14 protein-coding genes and 2 pseudogenes are annotated in these 16503 nt (G+C 65.9%); 9 read left to right on the plus strand and 7 right to left on the minus strand.

The features are described from left to right. The first annotated feature begins 7 nt into the window (after positions 1 to 7). From choX to choV, 4 genes are all read left to right on the plus strand, one after another. Positions 8 to 946 (plus strand): choline ABC transporter substrate-binding protein, encoded by a 939-nt coding sequence (choX, locus tag POR01S_RS07220; RefSeq protein ID WP_042134838.1) that lies wholly within the window; start codon positions 8 to 10, stop codon positions 944 to 946. A gap of 270 nt (positions 947 to 1216) precedes the next feature. Next, positions 1217 to 2155, plus strand: coding sequence for a choline ABC transporter substrate-binding protein (locus POR01S_RS07225; RefSeq protein ID WP_027598620.1), 939 nt, complete (start codon positions 1217 to 1219; stop codon positions 2153 to 2155). A 116-nt stretch (positions 2156 to 2271) separates the two neighbouring features. Next, positions 2272 to 3114: a choline ABC transporter permease subunit gene (choW, locus tag POR01S_RS07230; RefSeq protein ID WP_042134840.1), complete on the plus strand. Its 843-nt coding sequence runs from the start codon at positions 2272 to 2274 to the stop codon at positions 3112 to 3114. A gap of 3 nt (positions 3115 to 3117) precedes the next feature. After that, positions 3118 to 4350, plus strand: a complete 1233-nt coding sequence (gene choV / locus POR01S_RS07235) for a choline ABC transporter ATP-binding protein (RefSeq protein WP_027598622.1) — start codon at positions 3118 to 3120, stop codon at positions 4348 to 4350. 275 nt (positions 4351 to 4625) lie between these two features. Here choV and purU read toward each other — a convergent pair whose 3' ends face one another. The 6 genes from purU to glyA all read right to left on the minus strand — a co-directional run bounded on the left by purU (position 4626) and on the right by glyA (position 12138). Beyond that, positions 4626 to 5483, minus strand: a complete 858-nt coding sequence (gene purU / locus POR01S_RS07240; RefSeq protein ID WP_042134842.1) for a formyltetrahydrofolate deformylase — start codon at positions 5481 to 5483, stop codon at positions 4626 to 4628. 98 nt (positions 5484 to 5581) lie between these two features. Continuing rightward, complete coding sequence (locus POR01S_RS07245; RefSeq protein ID WP_042134845.1) at positions 5582 to 6211, minus strand: sarcosine oxidase subunit gamma; 630 nt, start codon at positions 6209 to 6211, stop codon at positions 5582 to 5584. Between the two features lie 15 nt (positions 6212 to 6226). Further along, positions 6227 to 9247: a sarcosine oxidase subunit alpha gene (locus tag POR01S_RS07250; protein WP_027598627.1), complete on the minus strand. Its 3021-nt coding sequence runs from the start codon at positions 9245 to 9247 to the stop codon at positions 6227 to 6229. Then, complete coding sequence (locus tag POR01S_RS07255; protein ID WP_017639232.1) at positions 9244 to 9543, minus strand: sarcosine oxidase subunit delta; 300 nt, start codon at positions 9541 to 9543, stop codon at positions 9244 to 9246. The genes POR01S_RS07250 and POR01S_RS07255 overlap by 4 nt, the downstream gene beginning before the upstream one ends. Positions 9544 to 9554: 11 nt before the next feature. Then, the gene (locus POR01S_RS07260; protein ID WP_017639231.1) at positions 9555 to 10805 is read right to left on the minus strand and encodes a sarcosine oxidase subunit beta family protein; all 1251 of its coding nucleotides are present in this window, start codon (positions 10803 to 10805) and stop codon (positions 9555 to 9557) included. 79 nt (positions 10806 to 10884) lie between these two features. Beyond that, positions 10885 to 12138, minus strand: coding sequence for a serine hydroxymethyltransferase (glyA, locus tag POR01S_RS07265; protein WP_042134847.1), 1254 nt, complete (start codon positions 12136 to 12138; stop codon positions 10885 to 10887). Between the two features lie 215 nt (positions 12139 to 12353). Here glyA and POR01S_RS24250 point away from each other — a divergent pair. From POR01S_RS24250 to POR01S_RS07275, 3 genes and pseudogenes are all read left to right on the plus strand, one after another. Continuing rightward, positions 12354 to 13124 (plus strand): annotated as a pseudogene (locus POR01S_RS24250) (PAS domain-containing protein); the annotation flags it as partial. Positions 13125 to 13235: 111 nt separating this feature from the next. Beyond that, a pseudogene (locus POR01S_RS24255) lies at positions 13236 to 13712 on the plus strand (methyl-accepting chemotaxis protein); the annotation flags it as partial. 81 nt (positions 13713 to 13793) lie between these two features. After that, positions 13794 to 14222: a universal stress protein gene (locus POR01S_RS07275; RefSeq protein WP_007160045.1), complete on the plus strand. Its 429-nt coding sequence runs from the start codon at positions 13794 to 13796 to the stop codon at positions 14220 to 14222. A 58-nt stretch (positions 14223 to 14280) separates the two neighbouring features. Here the strand turns inward: POR01S_RS07275 and crc are convergent, their stop codons facing one another. Beyond that, positions 14281 to 15060 carry a catabolite repression control protein Crc gene (gene crc, locus POR01S_RS07280; RefSeq protein WP_007160046.1) on the minus strand — a complete coding sequence of 260 codons (780 nt, stop codon included), beginning with the start codon at positions 15058 to 15060 and terminating at the stop codon, positions 14281 to 14283. Between the two features lie 80 nt (positions 15061 to 15140). Here crc and pyrE point away from each other — a divergent pair, with 80 nt between their 5' ends. Together pyrE and POR01S_RS07290 are read left to right on the plus strand one after the other, a co-directional pair. Then, entirely contained in the window at positions 15141 to 15782 is a 642-nt protein-coding gene (gene pyrE, locus POR01S_RS07285) for an orotate phosphoribosyltransferase (RefSeq protein ID WP_042134852.1), read from the plus strand. A 17-nt stretch (positions 15783 to 15799) separates the two neighbouring features. Next, complete coding sequence (locus POR01S_RS07290; RefSeq protein ID WP_042134854.1) at positions 15800 to 16396, plus strand: hypothetical protein; 597 nt, start codon at positions 15800 to 15802, stop codon at positions 16394 to 16396. The last annotated feature ends 107 nt before the right edge of the window (positions 16397 to 16503 follow it).

Consider the following 16503-nt stretch of genomic DNA (forward strand, 5'->3'; position numbering starts at 1 on the left):
GTTCAGGATGAAAATCTCCCCAGCGCTGTGGTTGTCCGGTCTGTTGCTGAGCGCTGCCGTACAGGCAGGCGAAGCCGAGAATTGTCAGCAAGTACGCCTGGCCGATGTCGGCTGGTCGGATCTCAATATCACCAACGCCACGGCCCGCTATCTGCTCAGCGCCCTCGGCTACGAGACCGAGGTGCTGCGCCTGTCCCTGCCGCAGACCTACGACGCCCTGGCCGCGGGCGAAGCCGATGTCTTTCTCGGCAACTGGATGCCGGCGCAGGCCAAGCTCAGTCAGCCGCGGGTTGATGCGGGTGCGGTCGAACGCCTGCACGCCAACCTGGAAGGGGCCCGCTACACCCTGGCGGTCCCCCAGTACGTCTATGACGCCGGGGTGAAGAACTTCGCCGATATCGCCCGCTTCGCCGAGCGCTTCGATCACACCCTCTACGGCATCGAGCCCGGCAACGACGGCAATGCCCTAGTGAAGAAGATGATCGCCAGCAACGCCTTCGGCCTGGGCGACTTCAAGCTCGATGAATCCAGCGAGCAGGGCATGCTCACCCAGGTGCGGATGAAGGAACTGCTGGACCACCAGTGGATCGTCTTTCTCGGCTGGGAACCCCATCCGATGAACGTCCGGCACAAGCTGGCCTACCTCGACGGTGGCGACGAGTATTTCGGGCCGAACCAGGGCGGGGCGACGGTCTACACGGTGGTGCGCAAGGGCTATGCCCAGCAGTGCCCCAACGTGGCCCGGCTGCTGGGCAACCTGGTGTTTTCCCTGGACATGGAAAACCAGCTGATGGATCGGGTGCTCAACGAAAAGGACAATCCGCGCCGCGCCGTGCGCAACTGGCTCAAGCACAATCCCGAACGCCTCGACGCCTGGCTCAAGGGCGTCGCCACCCGCAGCGGCGCGCCGGGTAACGTGGCGGTGAAGGCCAGTCTGGCCAACTGATCCAAGGCCGCTCCGGCCGACGCCAACGCCTCTGGCCAGCGTTCCGCTACGGCGATGGACGCTGCTGCCCGCCTCTCTCGCTCTGCCGCAACGCTCCGGGCGCGGACGTGCCCTGGGGCTCACGCTGGATACGACATCTCCGCTTCTGGTTACGACGCCGCGTACACTGGTAGCGACGCAGGCGGTAGGCGAGCCTGGGGGGATGGGTTACAGATAAATACACGTGGGGCGCACCGAAAGGTACCCCGCCAAACGCAAGGAGATGTGTCCATGAAAGGTTGTTCCCGTTGGCTCTTGAGTGCTGCCCTGCTGGCGCCACTCGCTGTTCAGGCAGCCGAGCCGGCTTCCTGTGCCAAGGTGCGCTTTGCCGATGTCGGCTGGACCGACATCACCGTGACCACGGCCGTGACCAGCGAGGTGCTGCACGCCCTCGGCTACCAGACCACGACCAACATGATCTCCGTACCGGTCACCTACAAGTCCTTGCAGAACAAGGACATCGACGTCTTCCTCGGCAACTGGATGCCGAGCATGGCGGCGGACATCAAGCCCTATGCCGACAACGGCAGTGTCGAGACCGTACGCGCCAACCTGGAGGGCGCCAAGTACACCCTGGCCGTGCCCCAGTACGTCTACGACGCCGGGGTGAAGAGCTTCGCCGACATCGCCAAGAACGCCGACAAGTTTGACGGCAAGATCTACGGCATCGAGCCGGGCAACGACGGCAATCGCCTGATCCAGGGCATGATCGACAAGAACACCTTCGACCTGGGCAAGTTCAAGCTGGTGGAATCCAGCGAGGCGGGGATGCTGTCGCAGATCCAGCGCGCCGAGCGCCGCCAGCAGTGGGTGGTCTTCCTCGGCTGGGAACCCCATCCGATGAACACCCGCTTCAAGATGGCCTATCTCGAAGGCGGCGACGACGTCTTCGGTCCCAACTTCGGCGGCGCCACCATCTACACCAACGTCCGCAAGGGCTACGTCCAGGAATGCCCCAACGTGGGCAAGCTGCTGACCAACCTGTCCTTTACCCTGGACATGGAAAACCAGCTGATGGACAAGGTCCTCAACGAAAAACAAGCCGCGAGCGCCGCCGCCAAGGCCTGGCTCAAGGCCCATCCGCAGGTGCTCGACCAATGGCTGGCCGGCGTGACCACCCGCGATGGCAAGCCTGCGCTGGAAGCGGCCAAGGCCACCCTGGCCCCTTGATAGAACAATAACATTCGACTGTCCCGCGCCAGTTCGGGCGGGTACTGCCACAGCCGAAGCACGAATCCGCGGTTCTCGTGCTTCGACCTGTCCACTCCTACCTGACGGGCACCGTTATGTTACTTACCGACCACAAGCTCCCTCTCGGTCAGCAGATCGCCGACTTCATCGACTGGCTGACGCTGCATGGCGCCAGCGTCTTCGACAAGATCTCCGATGTGCTGTCCGGCCTCATCCACGGCCTCACCGCCGGCCTGATGTGGTTCAACCCGCTGGCCTTCATTGCCCTGGTCGCGGTAGGGGTCTATCTGCTGCAACGCAGCATCGGCCTGGTGATCTTCGCCCTCGTCTCCCTGCTGCTGATCCTCAACCTGGGGTACTGGCAGGAAACCATGGAAACCCTGGCCCAGGTGGTCTTCGCCACCCTGGTGTGCATCGCCGTCGGCGTACCGCTGGGCATCGTCGCCGCGCACAAGCCCTGGTTCTACACCGGCCTGCGCCCGGTCCTGGACCTGATGCAGACGGTCCCCACCTTCGTCTATCTGATTCCGACCCTGACCCTGTTCGGCCTGGGCGTGGTGCCCGGGCTGATTTCCACGGTGGTGTTCGCCGTAGCCGCGCCGATCCGCCTGACCTGCCTGGGCATCCAGGACGTTCCCGCCGAGCTGATGGACGCTGGCAAGGCCTTCGGTTGTTCGCGCTGGCAGCTGCTGACCCGCATCGAGCTGCCCCACGCCATGCCCAGCATCGGCGCCGGCATCACCCAGTGCATCATGCTGTCGCTGTCCATGGTGGTGATCGCCGCCCTGGTGGGTGCCGACGGCCTCGGCAAGCTGGTGGTGAACGCCCTCAACACCGCGGACATCGCCCTGGGCTTCGAAGCCGGCCTGTCCATCGTCCTGATCGCCATCCTGCTCGACCGGGTGTGCAAGCAACCCGCCCCTCGCGAGGTTAAGTAAATCATGACCGCCATACGTTTCGAACATGTCGATGTCATCTTCGGCAAGCAGAACAAGCGCGCCTTGGAGCTGCTCGACCAGGGCAAGGGTCGCAGCGAGATCCTCCAGGAGACCGGCCAGGTGCTGGGTGTCGAAGACGCCTGCCTGGAGGTCCAGAAGGGTGAGATCTGCGTGCTGATGGGCCTGTCCGGCTCGGGCAAGTCCAGCCTGCTGCGCTGCATCAACGGCCTCAACACCGTGAGTCGCGGCAAGCTGCTGATCGAGCACAAGGGCAGCGAGGTGGATATCGCCAACTGCTCGCCCGCGGTGCTCAAGGACATGCGCACCACCCGCATCGCCATGGTGTTCCAGAAGTTCGCCCTGATGCCCTGGCTGACCGTGGCCGAGAACGTCGGCTTCGGTCTGGAGATGCAGGGCCGCTCGGCCGCCGAGCGCAAGAAGCTGGTCGAGGAGAAGCTGGAGCTGGTCGGCCTGACCCAATGGCGCAACAAGAAGCCCGACTCCCTGTCCGGTGGCATGCAGCAGCGCGTCGGCCTGGCCCGCGCCCTGGCCATGGACGCCGACATCCTGCTGATGGACGAGCCCTTCTCCGCTCTCGATCCGCTGATCCGCCAGCAGCTGCAGGACGAATTGCTGCAACTGCAGGCCAAGGTCAACAAGACCATCGTCTTCGTCAGCCACGACCTCGACGAAGCCCTCAAGATCGGCACCAACATCGCCATCATGAAGGACGGCCGCATCATCCAGCACGGTCGTCCCGAGGACATCGTGCTCAATCCGGCGGACGAATACGTGCGCACCTTCGTCGCCCACACCAATCCGCTCAACGTGCTCAGCGGCTACAGCCTGATGCGCGGCCTGGACAAGTGCGGCCGCGAGGGCAACGAGATCTGCCTGGAGCGCAGCCACGACATCTGGCTGGCGCTGGACAACCAGACGGTCAAGGCGCTGCGCCGCGGCGGCGAGAGCCTGGCCCTGCAACGCTGGACCCCGGGCATGCCGATCAACAGCCTGCAACGCCAGCCGACCCTGGCACCGGCCGATATCCGTATGCGCGACGCCCTGGAGATCCGCTACCACACCGGGCACAAGCTGGTGCTGGAGACCGATGGCCGCGCCGTGGGCATCCTTGGTGACAAGGAGCTCTACCACGCCCTGCTGGGCAAGAACCTGGAAAAGGCCGGCGAAGACGTCGCCCCGCCCGCGGTCCGCTCCACCCTGTCCCAGGCGGGCTGACCGCCCGCCCCGCCACCCGCCTCTCCGCTGCAGAGGCGGGTGCGCCCCTCTCCTGCTCCATCGCCGGCAGAGCCAGCAGGCTCGCCTGACCGGCTCCCGCCTCCCGTGCCCCTGAGCTACGCCTTTGACCCTGGCCAACAGACGCGCAGACGCCTTCCCCGGCAACGCCTGACGGTGCCGCCGAGCGACCAGGAGATGATCGAGGTAATACAAGGCAGGCGGGCTGCGAGCGCCTCGGCGCTCTCGCAGCCTGCCTGGAGAAGTAGTGGAAAACCCTAGAGCACCACCGTCCGCCCGGCGTTGAGGAAAACGCGGCGTTCCAGGTGATAGCCCACCGCCCGAGCCAGGGTCAGGCACTCGATGTCGCGGCCGCGGGCCACTAGGTCCTCGGCGTAGTGGGCATGGTCCACCGACTCGACGCCCTGGGCGATGATGGGGCCTTCGTCCAGGTCGTTGTTGATGTAGTGCGCCGTGGCGCCCACCAGCTTGACGCCCTTGGCATAGGCCTGGTGATAGGGCCGCGCGCCCTTGAAGCCGGGCAGCAGCGAGTGGTGAATGTTGATCGCCCAGCCGTCGAGGCGACGGCACAGCTCGGGCGACAGCACCTGCATGTAGCGCGCGAGGATCACCAGCTCGGCACCGGTCTCCTGCAGCACCTGCCAGACCCTGGCCTCCTGGGCCGGCTTGTCCTGGGGATCCAGAGGGAAATGGTGATAGGGAATGCCGTGCCAGGCCGCCAGGGGCTCCAGATCCGGGTGGTTGGAGATCACCGCCACCACGTCCATGGGCAACTGGCCGATGCGCTGGCGATAGAGCAGGTCGTTGAGGCAGTGGTCGGCCTTGGAGACCATGATGGCGACCTTGGCACGATAGCCGGGTGGGGTCAGTTCGAAGGTCATGTCGAAGGGCGTGAAGCGCAGGTCCAGACCGACGCGGAACAGGCCTTCGTTGAAGTCGCTGGGTACCTGGAATTCCACCCGGATGAAGAAGCGCTGGGCTTCACGGTCGTCGAAGCTGTGGTGCTGGGTGACATAGCAGCCCTGCTCGAACAGATAGCGCGTGACCACGTCCACGGTGCCGAGGCGACTCGGGCTCTGGGCGGTGAGAATCCAGGTATCGGGCGTGCGGCTCATGATGAATTCCTTTGCATGGAGATTAAGCCAGAATCACAAAACCCGACCTGCGCCTCACGCAGGTCGGGTTCGAGAGAACGACTGGACGCAGCGACCGATCAGGCCTCGATGCGCAGTCCGTACTCGGCGCTCGCGTCCTGCAGCCACAGCCAGACGTAGTCGGCGAAGCTGCGTCGCACCACCAGCTCCCAGGTGTCTTCCGCGGTATGGCGGATCATCAGCTGGGACTTGGCGAACACCGTCCCCACCGCCTTGCCCACCGGGAAGTTGCTCGGATGGACGTCGTAGGAGGTGGACTTCATCAGCACTTCACGCACCTTGGGGCCCTTGAGCTCGACCAGGGTCTGGCCACCGCCGACGTTGACGATGGCGACATGGCGCTCGCCCAGGGCCTGGCGCAGGGCCTGCTCGGTAGCGAACTCGCTGCCACCGGGCACAACCAGCAGCCACTCGTCCGGGCCGAGCCACTGCAGCGAGCTCTCGCCCTTCTGGGTGATTGCCAGCGGACCGGGCACTTCCAGGCCGACCACACTCTGCACCGCGCCAGTGAAGCCTTCGTCATGGGCGTCGCCACGGAGGACCAGATGCCCCAGCAGGGCCCGCTCGCGCAGGGTCACCCCGGCGGTGGCCGGGCCGCGGCCGGCGAGCTTGTTCAGCTCGGCGTGGAACAGCGGGGATTCGGCGCGCGCCGTGGCGGAGTATTGGTCGTAGACATTGATGTTGTTCATGGGGCGCTATCCTCGTTAGGCGACGTTCTGCCGCTCACCCTTGGGGTCGTAGAACACCGGCGAGACGATCTCGGCAGCGATGTAGCGGCCATCGGCCAGCGGGGCGTAGACGGTCTGGCCCATGCGGCCCAGGCCACCCTTGACCATGGCCATGGCGAAGCCGTAGCCCAGGGTCGCGCTGTGGTAGCTGGAGGTCACGTGACCGACCATGTCCATGGGGATCGGCTGGTTGCGCTCGAACACCAGTTGCGCCCCTTCCGGCAGGACGTCGCGGGCATCCAGGGGCTTGAGGCCGACCAGCTGCTTGCGATTCTCGCGGACGCAATCCTGGCGATGCATGCCGCGCTTGCCGATGAAGGAGAAGCTCTTGTTCAGGCTCACCGCCCAGCCCATGCCCAGGTCCTGGGGCGTGACCGAACCATCGGTGTCCTGCCCGATGATGATGAAGCCCTTCTCCGCCCGCAGCACGTGCATGGTCTCGGTGCCATAGGGGGTGAGGTCGAATTCCTTGCCCGCCGCGACCACCTGCTCCAGCACGCCCATGGCGTAGTTGGCCGGTACGTTGATCTCGTAGGAGAGTTCGCCGGTGAAGGAGATGCGGAACACCCGCGCCGGTACCCCGCCCACCTGGCCTTCCTTCCAGGCCATGAAGGGGAAGGCGGCGTTGTCCAGATCGATGTCGGTCAGCTTGGCCAGCAACTTGCGGCTGTTGGGACCGGACAGGGTCAGGGTCGCCCAGTGGTCGGTGACCGAGGTGAAGTACACCTCCAGCTCCGGCCATTCGGTCTGGTGGTACAGCTCCAGCCATTCGAAGACGCGCGCGGCGCCGCCGGTGGTGGTGGTCATCAGGAAGTGGTTGTCGGCGAGACAGGCGGTGACGCCATCGTCGAAGACCATACCGTCTTCCTTGCACATCAGGCCGTAGCGCGCCTTGCCGATGTCCAGCTTGGTCCAGGCGTTGGTGTAGACGCGGTTGAGGAACTCCCGCGCATCCTTGCCCTGGATGTCGATCTTGCCCAGGGTCGAGGCGTCGAGCAGGCCGACGCTGCGGCGCACGGCCAGGCACTCGCGATTGACCGCGGCGTGCAGGTCCTCGCCCGCCTTGGGGAAGTACCAGGGACGCTTCCACTGGCCGACGTCCTCGAACAGGGCGCCCTGCTTGAGGTGCCAGGCGTGCAGCGCGGTGTAGCGCTTGGGCTCGAACAGGGCACCGCAATGGCGACCAGCGATGGCGCCAAAGGTCACCGGTGTGTAGTTCGGGCGGAACATGGTGGTGCCGACTTCCGGGATGGCCTTGCTCTGCACCCGGGCGGCGATGGCCAGGCCATTGATGTTGCCCAGCTTGCCCTGGTCGGTGCCAAAGCCCATGGCGGTGTAGCGCTTGACGTGCTCGATGGACTCGAAGCCCTCGCGGCAGGCCAGCTCGATGCCGGCGGCGGTCACGTCGTTCTGCAGGTCGACGAATTGCTTGGGGGCACGCGACGACGGCTTGTCGTGGGGCACCTGGAACAGCGCCAGACTCGGCTCTTCCTGACGGAATTCAGCCTGGGGCAGCTCGCCGCTGACCACCTTGGCACCGGCTTCGGCCGCGGCGGTGGCGCCGGCCTCGAAACCGTCGGCCAGGACATCGCCCAGGGCGAAGACGCCATTCACGCCACCGGCGCAGAGGCGCTTCTGCGGCGCCGGACCGGGCACGAAGGCCTGGATGTCATCGCGCCACAGCGGACGACCGCCCAGGTGCGAGGCCAGGTGGACCACCGGGCTGTAGCCGCCGGAGGTGGCGATGAGGTCGCAATCGAGCCACTCGCCGCCACCCAGGGTACGGAAGGCGGTCAGATCGATGGTGGCGATCTTGGCGCCGGTCACCCGGGTATTGCCGCGGGCTTCGCTGACGGCGGTACCGCCCATGACGCGCACGCCACGCTTGCGCACTTCCTCGACCCAGGCGCCGCGGGGATTGGGGCGCGCATCGGCGACTGCCACTACCTGGCGACCGGCTTCGAGCCAGTCCAGGGCCACGCGGTAGGCGTAATCGTTGTTGGTGGACAGCACCAGGCGCTGACCCGGGGCCACCGCATAGCGACGGATGTAGGTGGACACGGCGCCGGCCACCATGTTGCCCGGCAGGTCGTTGTTGGCGTACACCAGCGGCCGCTCGTGGGCGCCGGTGGCCAGCACCACGCGGGTGGCGCGGACGCGGTGCAGGCGCTGACGCACCTGGCCATGGGGCGCGCGATCACCCAGGTGATCGGTGAGTCGCTCGTGGATGGTGAGGAAGTTGTGGTCGTGGTAGCCGTTGACCGTGGCGCGCGGCAGCAGCACCACGTTGTCCAGGCCCTGCAGCTCGGCCACGGCCTTGGCGGCCCAGTCGGCGGCCGGGGCGCCGTCGAGCCGCTCGCGGCTGTCCAGCAGGCTGCCACCGAATTCTTCCTGTTCGTCGGCCAGGATCACCCGGGCGCCGCTGCGACCGGCGGCCAGGGCGGCGGCCAGACCGGCGGCGCCACCACCCACCACCAGCACGTCGCAGTGCTGGTTGAAGTTGTCGTAGGTATCCGGATCGACCTGGGTCGGCGCCCGGCCGAGGCCGGCGGCCTTGCGGATGTACTTCTCGTAGGTCATCCACAGGTTCTGCGGATACATGAAGGTCTTGTAGTAGAACCCGGGCGGCATCATCTTGCCGCCGACCTTGCCGAGGATGCCCATGAGGTCGTTGTTGACGCTCGGCCAGCCGTTGGTGCTGGCGGAGACCAGGCCCTGGTACAGCGCCTGCTGGGTGGCCCGCACGTTGGGCACCTGGGTGGCCTCGGTGGCGCCGATCTGCATGATGGCGTTGGGTTCTTCGGCACCGGCGGCGACGATGCCGCGCGGCCGGGAGTACTTGAAGCTGCGGCCGATCACGTCGACGCCGTTGGCCAGCAGGGCCGAGGCCAGGGTGTCACCCTTGAAGCCCTGGTAGGTCTGACCGTTGAAGGTGAAGGTGATGGCCTGGCTGCGGTCCAGGCGACCGCCCTGGGTGAGTCGATGGACCTGGCTCATGTGCGCTCTCCTCGCTCGGCGGTGAAGCGGGGTTGCTCGCCGATCGGATAGGTTTCGAGAATTTCGTAGGTCTCGGTGTTACGGGTCGCGTTGAAGTACTGGCGGCAGCCCGAAGCGTGGACCCACAGCTCGTGACGCAGGCCGCGCGGGTTGTCGCGGAAGAACATGTAATCGCCCCACTCCGCGTCGCTGCAGGCCTCGGGATCCAGCGGACGCGGGATGTGCGCCTCGCCGGCGGCGTGGAATTCTTCTTCGGAGCGCAGTTCCCCGCAGTGGGGACAATGGATGTACAACATGCTCGGGCTCCTTAGTGCGCGACGGCCGCTGCGCCGTGTTCGTCGATCAGCGCGCCGGTGTGGAAACGGTCGATGGAGAAGGGCTTGGCCAGCGGATGCATCTCGCCGGAGGCCAGGGACGCCGCGAAAACGTTGCCCGAGCCGGGGGTGGCCTTGAAGCCGCCGGTACCCCAGCCGCAGTTGAAGAACAGATTTTCCACCGGGGTCTTGGAAATGATCGGGCAGGCGTCGGGCGAGGTGTCGACGATGCCGCCCCACTGGCGGTTCATGCGCACCCGCGAGAGGATCGGGAACATCTCGACGATGGCCTGCAGGGTGTGCTCGATCACCGGGTAGGAGCCGCGCTGGCCGTAGCCGACCCAGCTGTCGATACCGGCGCCGATCACCAGGTCGCCCTTGTCGGACTGGCTGATGTAGCCGTGCACCGCGTTGGACATGATGACGCTGTCGATGATGGGCTTGATCGGCTCGGACACCAGCGCCTGCAGCGGGTGGGATTCCAGCGGCAGGCGGAAGCCGGCCAGCTTGGCCATGTGCCCGGAATTGCCGGCGGTGACCACGCCGACGCGGCGGGCGCCAATGAAGCCACGGTTGGTTTCCACGCCAATCACCTTGCCGTCCTGCTTGCGGAAGCCGGTGACCTCGGTCTGCTGAATCAGGTCCACGCCCAGGGCGTCGGCGGCGCGGGCGAAGCCCCAGGCCACGGCATCGTGACGGGCCACGCCGCCGCGGCGCTGCACGGTGGCACCGAAGATCGGGTAGCGGGTGTTCTTGCTGCAGTCGAGGTAGGGGATCTCTTCGGCCACCTGGCGGGTGTCGAGCAGTTCGCCATCCACGCCGTTCAAGCGGTTGGCGCTGACCCGGCGCTCGGAATCGCGCATGTCCTGCAGGGTGTGACAGAGGTTGTAGACGCCGCGCTGGGAGAACATGACGTTGTAGTTGAGGTCCTGGGACAGGCCTTCCCACAGCTTCATGGCGTGCTCATAGAGGTGCGCCGATTCGTCCCACAGGTAGTTGGAGCGGACGATGGTGGTGTTGCGCGCGGTGTTGCCGCCGCCCAGCCAGCCTTTCTCGATCACCGCGACGTTCTTCACGCCGAATTGCTTGGCGAGATAGTAGGCGGTGGCCAGGCCGTGACCGCCACCGCCGACGATGACCACGTCGTACACCGGCTTGGGCGTCGGGGTGCGCCACATCCGCTGCCAGTTCTCGTGATGGCTCAGGGAGTGCTTGAAGAGGCCGAAGCCGGAATAGCGTTGCATCTGGAGACTCCTGCAGACGACGCCCCTTTCCGCAAAGGGGGAAAGGGGTTGGATAAGGGTTGCGTCAGGCGCGTGGCGACTAGCGGTAAACCGGGTAGTCGCGGCACAGCGCGGCCACCTGGCGCGCCACCTGGGCTTCCACATCGGCATCGCCGAGGTGGTCGAGGATGTCGCAGATCCAGCCGGCGACGCGTTCGCTTTCGCTGACGCCCAGGCCACGGGTGGTCAGGGCCGGAGTGCCGATGCGCAGACCCGAGGTCACGAAGGGCGACTGGGGATCGTTGGGCACGGCGTTCTTGTTCACGGTGATGCAGGCGCGCCCCAGGGCGGCGTCCGCGTCCTTGCCGGTGATGCCCTGCTTGATCAGGCTGACCAGAAACAGGTGGTTGTCGGTGCCACCGGAGACCACGTCGAAGCCGCGGGCCTTGAACACGCCGGCCATGGCCTGGGCGTTCCTGATCACCTGCTGCTGATAGGTCTTGAAGCCCGGCTCGAGGGCTTCCTTGAAGCACACCGCCTTGCCGGCGATGACGTGCATCAGCGGACCACCCTGGGCACCCGGGAATACCGCGGCATTGAGCTTCTTCTCGATGTCGGCGTTGGCCTTGCACAGGATCAGGCCGCCACGGGGGCCGCGCAGGGTCTTGTGGGTGGTGGTGGTCACCACGTCGGCGAAGGGCACCGGGTTCGGGTAGACCCCGGCGGCGACCAGACCGGCCACATGGGCCATGTCGACGAACAGCAGGGCACCTACGCTGTCGGCGATGTCGCGGAAGCGCTGGAAGTCCAGGGTCTTGGAGTAGGCGGAGAAACCCGCCACGATCATCTTGGGCTTGTGCTCTTCGGCCAGACGCTGGATCTCGTCGTAGTCGATCAGCCCGGTGTCGGTGTCGATGCCGTACTGGACGGCGTTGTAGAGCTTGCCGGAGGAGCTGACCTTGGCGCCGTGGGTCAGGTGACCGCCGTGGGCCAGGCTCATGCCCAGGATGGTGTCGCCAGGCTGCACAAGCGCCAGGTACACGGCCGAGTTGGCCTGGGAGCCGGAGTGCGGCTGGACGTTGGCGTAGTCGGCGCCGAACAACTGCTTGGCGCGCTCGATGGCCAGCTGCTCGACCTTGTCGACATGCTCGCAGCCACCGTAGTAGCGCTTGCCCGGATAGCCTTCGGCGTACTTGTTGGTCAGCACGCTGCCCTGGGCTTCCATGACGCGCTGGCTGGTGTAGTTTTCGGACGCGATCAGTTCCAGGTGATGCTCCTGGCGCCGCGCTTCCTCGCCCATGGCGGCGAACAACGCATCATCGTAGCCCTGGATTTGGTCCTGCTTGCTGAACATCGCGGCGCTCCTAAAGTCTGTGGCGGTGAAAACCACCCCCCTTGGCCGCGATGGTAGGCCCGGCCCCAGACCCCAAGATGCCTGTTTACGCCCCGGGCCGGCGCGTTTGCGACAGCCACTCAACGGCCGAGTTCTGCCGTTCGCCGGGTGCCATCAAGTCGCCCCGATCCGCGCCGATAGGCTGACTACCTCTCCCCCGGCCAGCGAGTTCTGCCATGTTCAATGCGCACCACAAGAAGACCATCGCTCGGCTGGAGGCCGAGTTGCACGCCAACCAGGGCCTGACCCAGGCGCTGGAGCGGTCCATGGCGGTGATCGAGTTCGATCCCGACGGTACCGTCCTGCGTGCCAACGACAACTTTCTCCGCCTGACCGGCTATCGTGCCGACACCCTGGTCGGTCAGCACCATCGCCGGCTCTGTCCGGCCAACGTGGTGCAGGGTCGCGACTATGGCGATTTCTGGGCCCGCCTCAAGCGCGGCGATTTCGTTTCCGGCACTTTCCACCGCCTGGACGCCCAGGGCCGTACCCTCTGGCTGGAAGCCAGCTACAACCCGGTGCCCGACAGCAGCGGCAGGATCGCCAAGGTGGTGAAGTACGCCCTCGACGTCACCGCCCAGGTCGAGCGCGACAGCGAAGCCCAGAGCAACCTCAAGGCCTTGGACCGCGCCCTTGCGCGCATCGAATTCGACCTGGACGGGCGCATCCTCACGGCCAACGACAATTTCCTGGCCACCCTGGGCTACAGCCTAAAGGAGATCCAGGGCCAGCAGCATCGCCTGTTCTGCGAGCCGGCCCTGGTCAATAGCAGTGAATACGCCGACTTCTGGCGCCGCCTCAATGCCGGCGAGTTCTTTCGCGGCCAGTTCAAGCGGCTGGGTAAGCACGGCCGGGTGGTCTGGCTGGAGGCGAGCTACAACCCGGTGTACGACGCCACCGGTCGGCTATACAAGGTGGTCAAGTACGCCAGCGACATAAGCGAGCGGGTGGAAAAGCACGAAAGCGACAGCCGCAGCGCCTCGCGGGCCTATCACATCTCCGCCGAGACCGAGAAGGTCGCCGAGCACGGCACCCGGATCATCCAGGCGGCCGCCGGCGAGATGCGCGAGATCGCCCACAACGTCAGCGCCTCCGCCGAGGTGATCGGCCAGCTGGGACAGCGCTCCGAGCAGATCACCGCCATCGTCAACACCATCCGCGGCATCGCCGACCAGACCAACCTGCTGGCGCTCAACGCCGCCATCGAGGCCGCGCGCGCCGGTGACCAGGGGCGTGGCTTCGCCGTGGTCGCCGACGAGGTCCGCCAGCTGGCGGGACGTACCAGCAGCGCCACGGCGGAAATCGCCGAGATGATCGGGCGGATCCTGAGCGAGACCCAGCAGGCGGTCGCCAGCATGGAAAGCACCCAGGGTCGAGCGGTCAAGGGCGTCGAGCTGGCCGACCAGGCCGGTGCGGTGATCGTGCAGATCCGCGATGGGGCCAGCGACGCCGTGGAAGCCGTGAGCATGTTCGCCAGCAAGCTGGACGAATCCGAGGTGATTCCCAAGGGCGCGCGCAACTGGGTGGGGCATTGAGGCCGCGGCCTTGATTGGGATCAAGCGTCCCTGACAGCCAGGGTCTAGCATGAAGGCATACCCCTCTCGTGGAGATGCCCCATGCACAATGTCCTGGTCGCCTACGACGGTTCCCCCAGCGCCGACAACGCCCTGCGCTACATCCTCGACCTGGTGAAGGCCGGGCTGTCGCTGGAGCTGCACCTGCTCAACGTCCAGAACGAGCCGGAGATCTACGGCGCGCCCTTCGACGACCGCATCCTGCGCGAATGGCGCGGCAGCCTGCAGGACAAGGCCGAAGACATCCTCGTCCGGGCGCGCCCGGCCCTGCTCGAAGCCGGTATCGAGGCCCAGACCCACGTGGGCTTCGGCGGCATCGCCGAGACCATCGGCGAGACGGCGCGGCGCCTGCAGGTGGACACCGTGGTCATGGGCACCCGCGGCCTGGGCTCGCTCAGCGGCCTGCTGCTCGGCTCGGTGGCCCATCGCGTGGTCCATCAGGTGCCCTTGCCGGTGATCCTGGTGAAATAGTCGCCCAACAAAAAACCAGCCCTCGGGCTGGTTTTTTCGTTCTGGAGCAGCGTCTGGATCAGATGCTCAGGGTCCAGTCGTAGTCGACGATCAGCGGCGCGTGCTCGGAGAAGCGCGGCTGCCGTGGCAGGCGCGCCGAGCGGACGAAGCGGCGCAGACCCGGGGTCAGGATGTTGTAGTCGAAGCGCCAGCCCAGGTTGAGGTGCTCGGCCTGGTCGCTGTCCGGCCACCAGCTGAACTGGTCGCCTTCGCGGCTCACTTCGCGCAGGGCATCCACATAGCCCATGTTGCCGATCACCTCGTCCATCCAGGCCCGCTCGGGCGCCAGGAAACCGGGGATCTGCTGGCAGTCGCGCCAGTTCTTCACGTCCTGCTTCTGGTGAGCCACGTACAGCGAGCCGCAATAGATGTACTCGCGACGCTTGCGGCGCTGCTTGTTCAGGTAGTGGGTGAAGTCGTCCATGAACTTGAATTTCATGTTCAGGTCTTCGTCACCGCGCTTACCCGAGGGCAGCAGCAGGCTGGCGATGCTGACCTTGTCGAAGTCCGCCTGCAGGTAGCGACCGAAGCGATCGCAGGACTCGAAGCCCAGGCCGCTGATCACCGCCTTCGGCTGGACCCGCGTATAGAGTGCCACCCCGCCCTGGGACGGCACTTCGGCGTCGCAGGCATAGAGGATGTAACCCTCCAGCGCATAGGCCGGATCGTCCATGTCGTAAGAAGAGGCGCGCGTATCCTGCAAGCAGATCACGTCGGCATTCTGCGCCTTAAGCCAGGGCAACAGGCCCCGCTCCACAGCGTCCTGAATACCATTGACGTTCAAGCTGATGATCCGCATAAATGGCCCCCAAAAAATCGTGGATGTATGATACCCGAGCTAAACCGGTTTAGCTAAATACAAGCCGCGCAAGGACTTATATGCAGGCGTATCAGCGTAATTTCATTCGTTTCGCCATCGAGCGCGGAGTTCTGCGCTTTGGTGAATTCACCCTGAAATCGGGTCGTATCAGCCCCTATTTCTTCAACGCCGGCCTGTTCCACAGCGGTGCGGCCCTGGCCCAGCTCGGCCGTTGCTATGCCGATGCGCTGGTGCAGACCAACCTGCCCTTCGACGTGCTCTTCGGCCCGGCCTACAAGGGCATCCCCCTGGCCGCGGCCACGGCGGTGGCCCTGGTCGATCACCACGGCCGCGACGTGCCCTGGTGCTTCAACCGCAAGGAAGCCAAGGACCACGGCGAAGGCGGCCTGCTGGTGGGCGCGCCCCTGACCGGTCGGGCGCTGATCATCGATGACGTCATCACCGCCGGCACCGCCATCCGCGAGGTCATGCAGATCATCGAAGGCCAGGGCGCCAGTGCGGCCGGGGTGCTCATCGCCCTGAACCGCCAGGAGCGTGGCCGCGGCGAATTGTCGGCCATCCAGGAAGTCGAGCGCGACTACGGCATTCCGGTGCTCAGCATCGTGGCGCTGGATCAGGTGCTCGAATACCTGGCCGAGGACGCCGAGCTCAAGCGTCACCTCCCCGCCGTCCAGGACTATCGCGCTCAATACGGCATCTAGCCCCAGGAGAGACAGCCATGGTCGTACGTCGCGCCGCTGCCAGCCTGTTGCTCATCGCCCTGCCCCTGGCCGGCCAGGCGGCCGAGCTGTACCGCTATCTGGACCGCAACGGCACCCTGGTCATCGACCGCCAGGGCGTGCCGCCGGAATACGCTGGCAAGGGCTATGACGTGCTCAACGAGCAGGGCCGGGTGATCCGCAAGGTCGCCCCAGCCCTGCCCGCCGCCGAACTCGACCGCCAGGCGCGCGAGCGCCAGCAGGCGGTCGTCGATGGCCAGTTGCGCAAGCTCTACAGCAATGTCGAGGACGTCGACCGCGCCAAGGCGCGCAAGCTGACAGAGCTCGATGGCCTGATGCAGATCAAGAAGGCTAACCTTGAGGCGGCACGCCAGCTGCAGAGCCAGTTGATGGAGCAGGCGGCGGTGCAGCAGCGCAATGGCCAGGCGCTGCCGGCGGACCTTCAGGCCCGCCTCGACGCCGCGGCGGCCGATCAGGTGCGTCTGCAGGCCGATCTGCAGCGCTACGCCGAATTGCGCACCAGCACCAGCGCAGCCTTCGACGCCGATCGTGCGCGCATGCAGCGCCTAGAAGCGGCTCAGGCCACGGATCGCTAGCCTTTCTGCGTTCACTGCCGGCGGCCCCCTCCGCCGATGGCATGCTGGGCGGCACGACAAGGTTGCCGCCTCTTCACGCCATATTCTGGCACGTACCGTGCAGTTCG

It is taken from the genome of Pseudomonas oryzihabitans NBRC 102199 (genome assembly GCF_000730625.1).
Taxonomy (GTDB): Bacteria; Pseudomonadota; Gammaproteobacteria; order Pseudomonadales; family Pseudomonadaceae; genus Chryseomonas; species Chryseomonas oryzihabitans.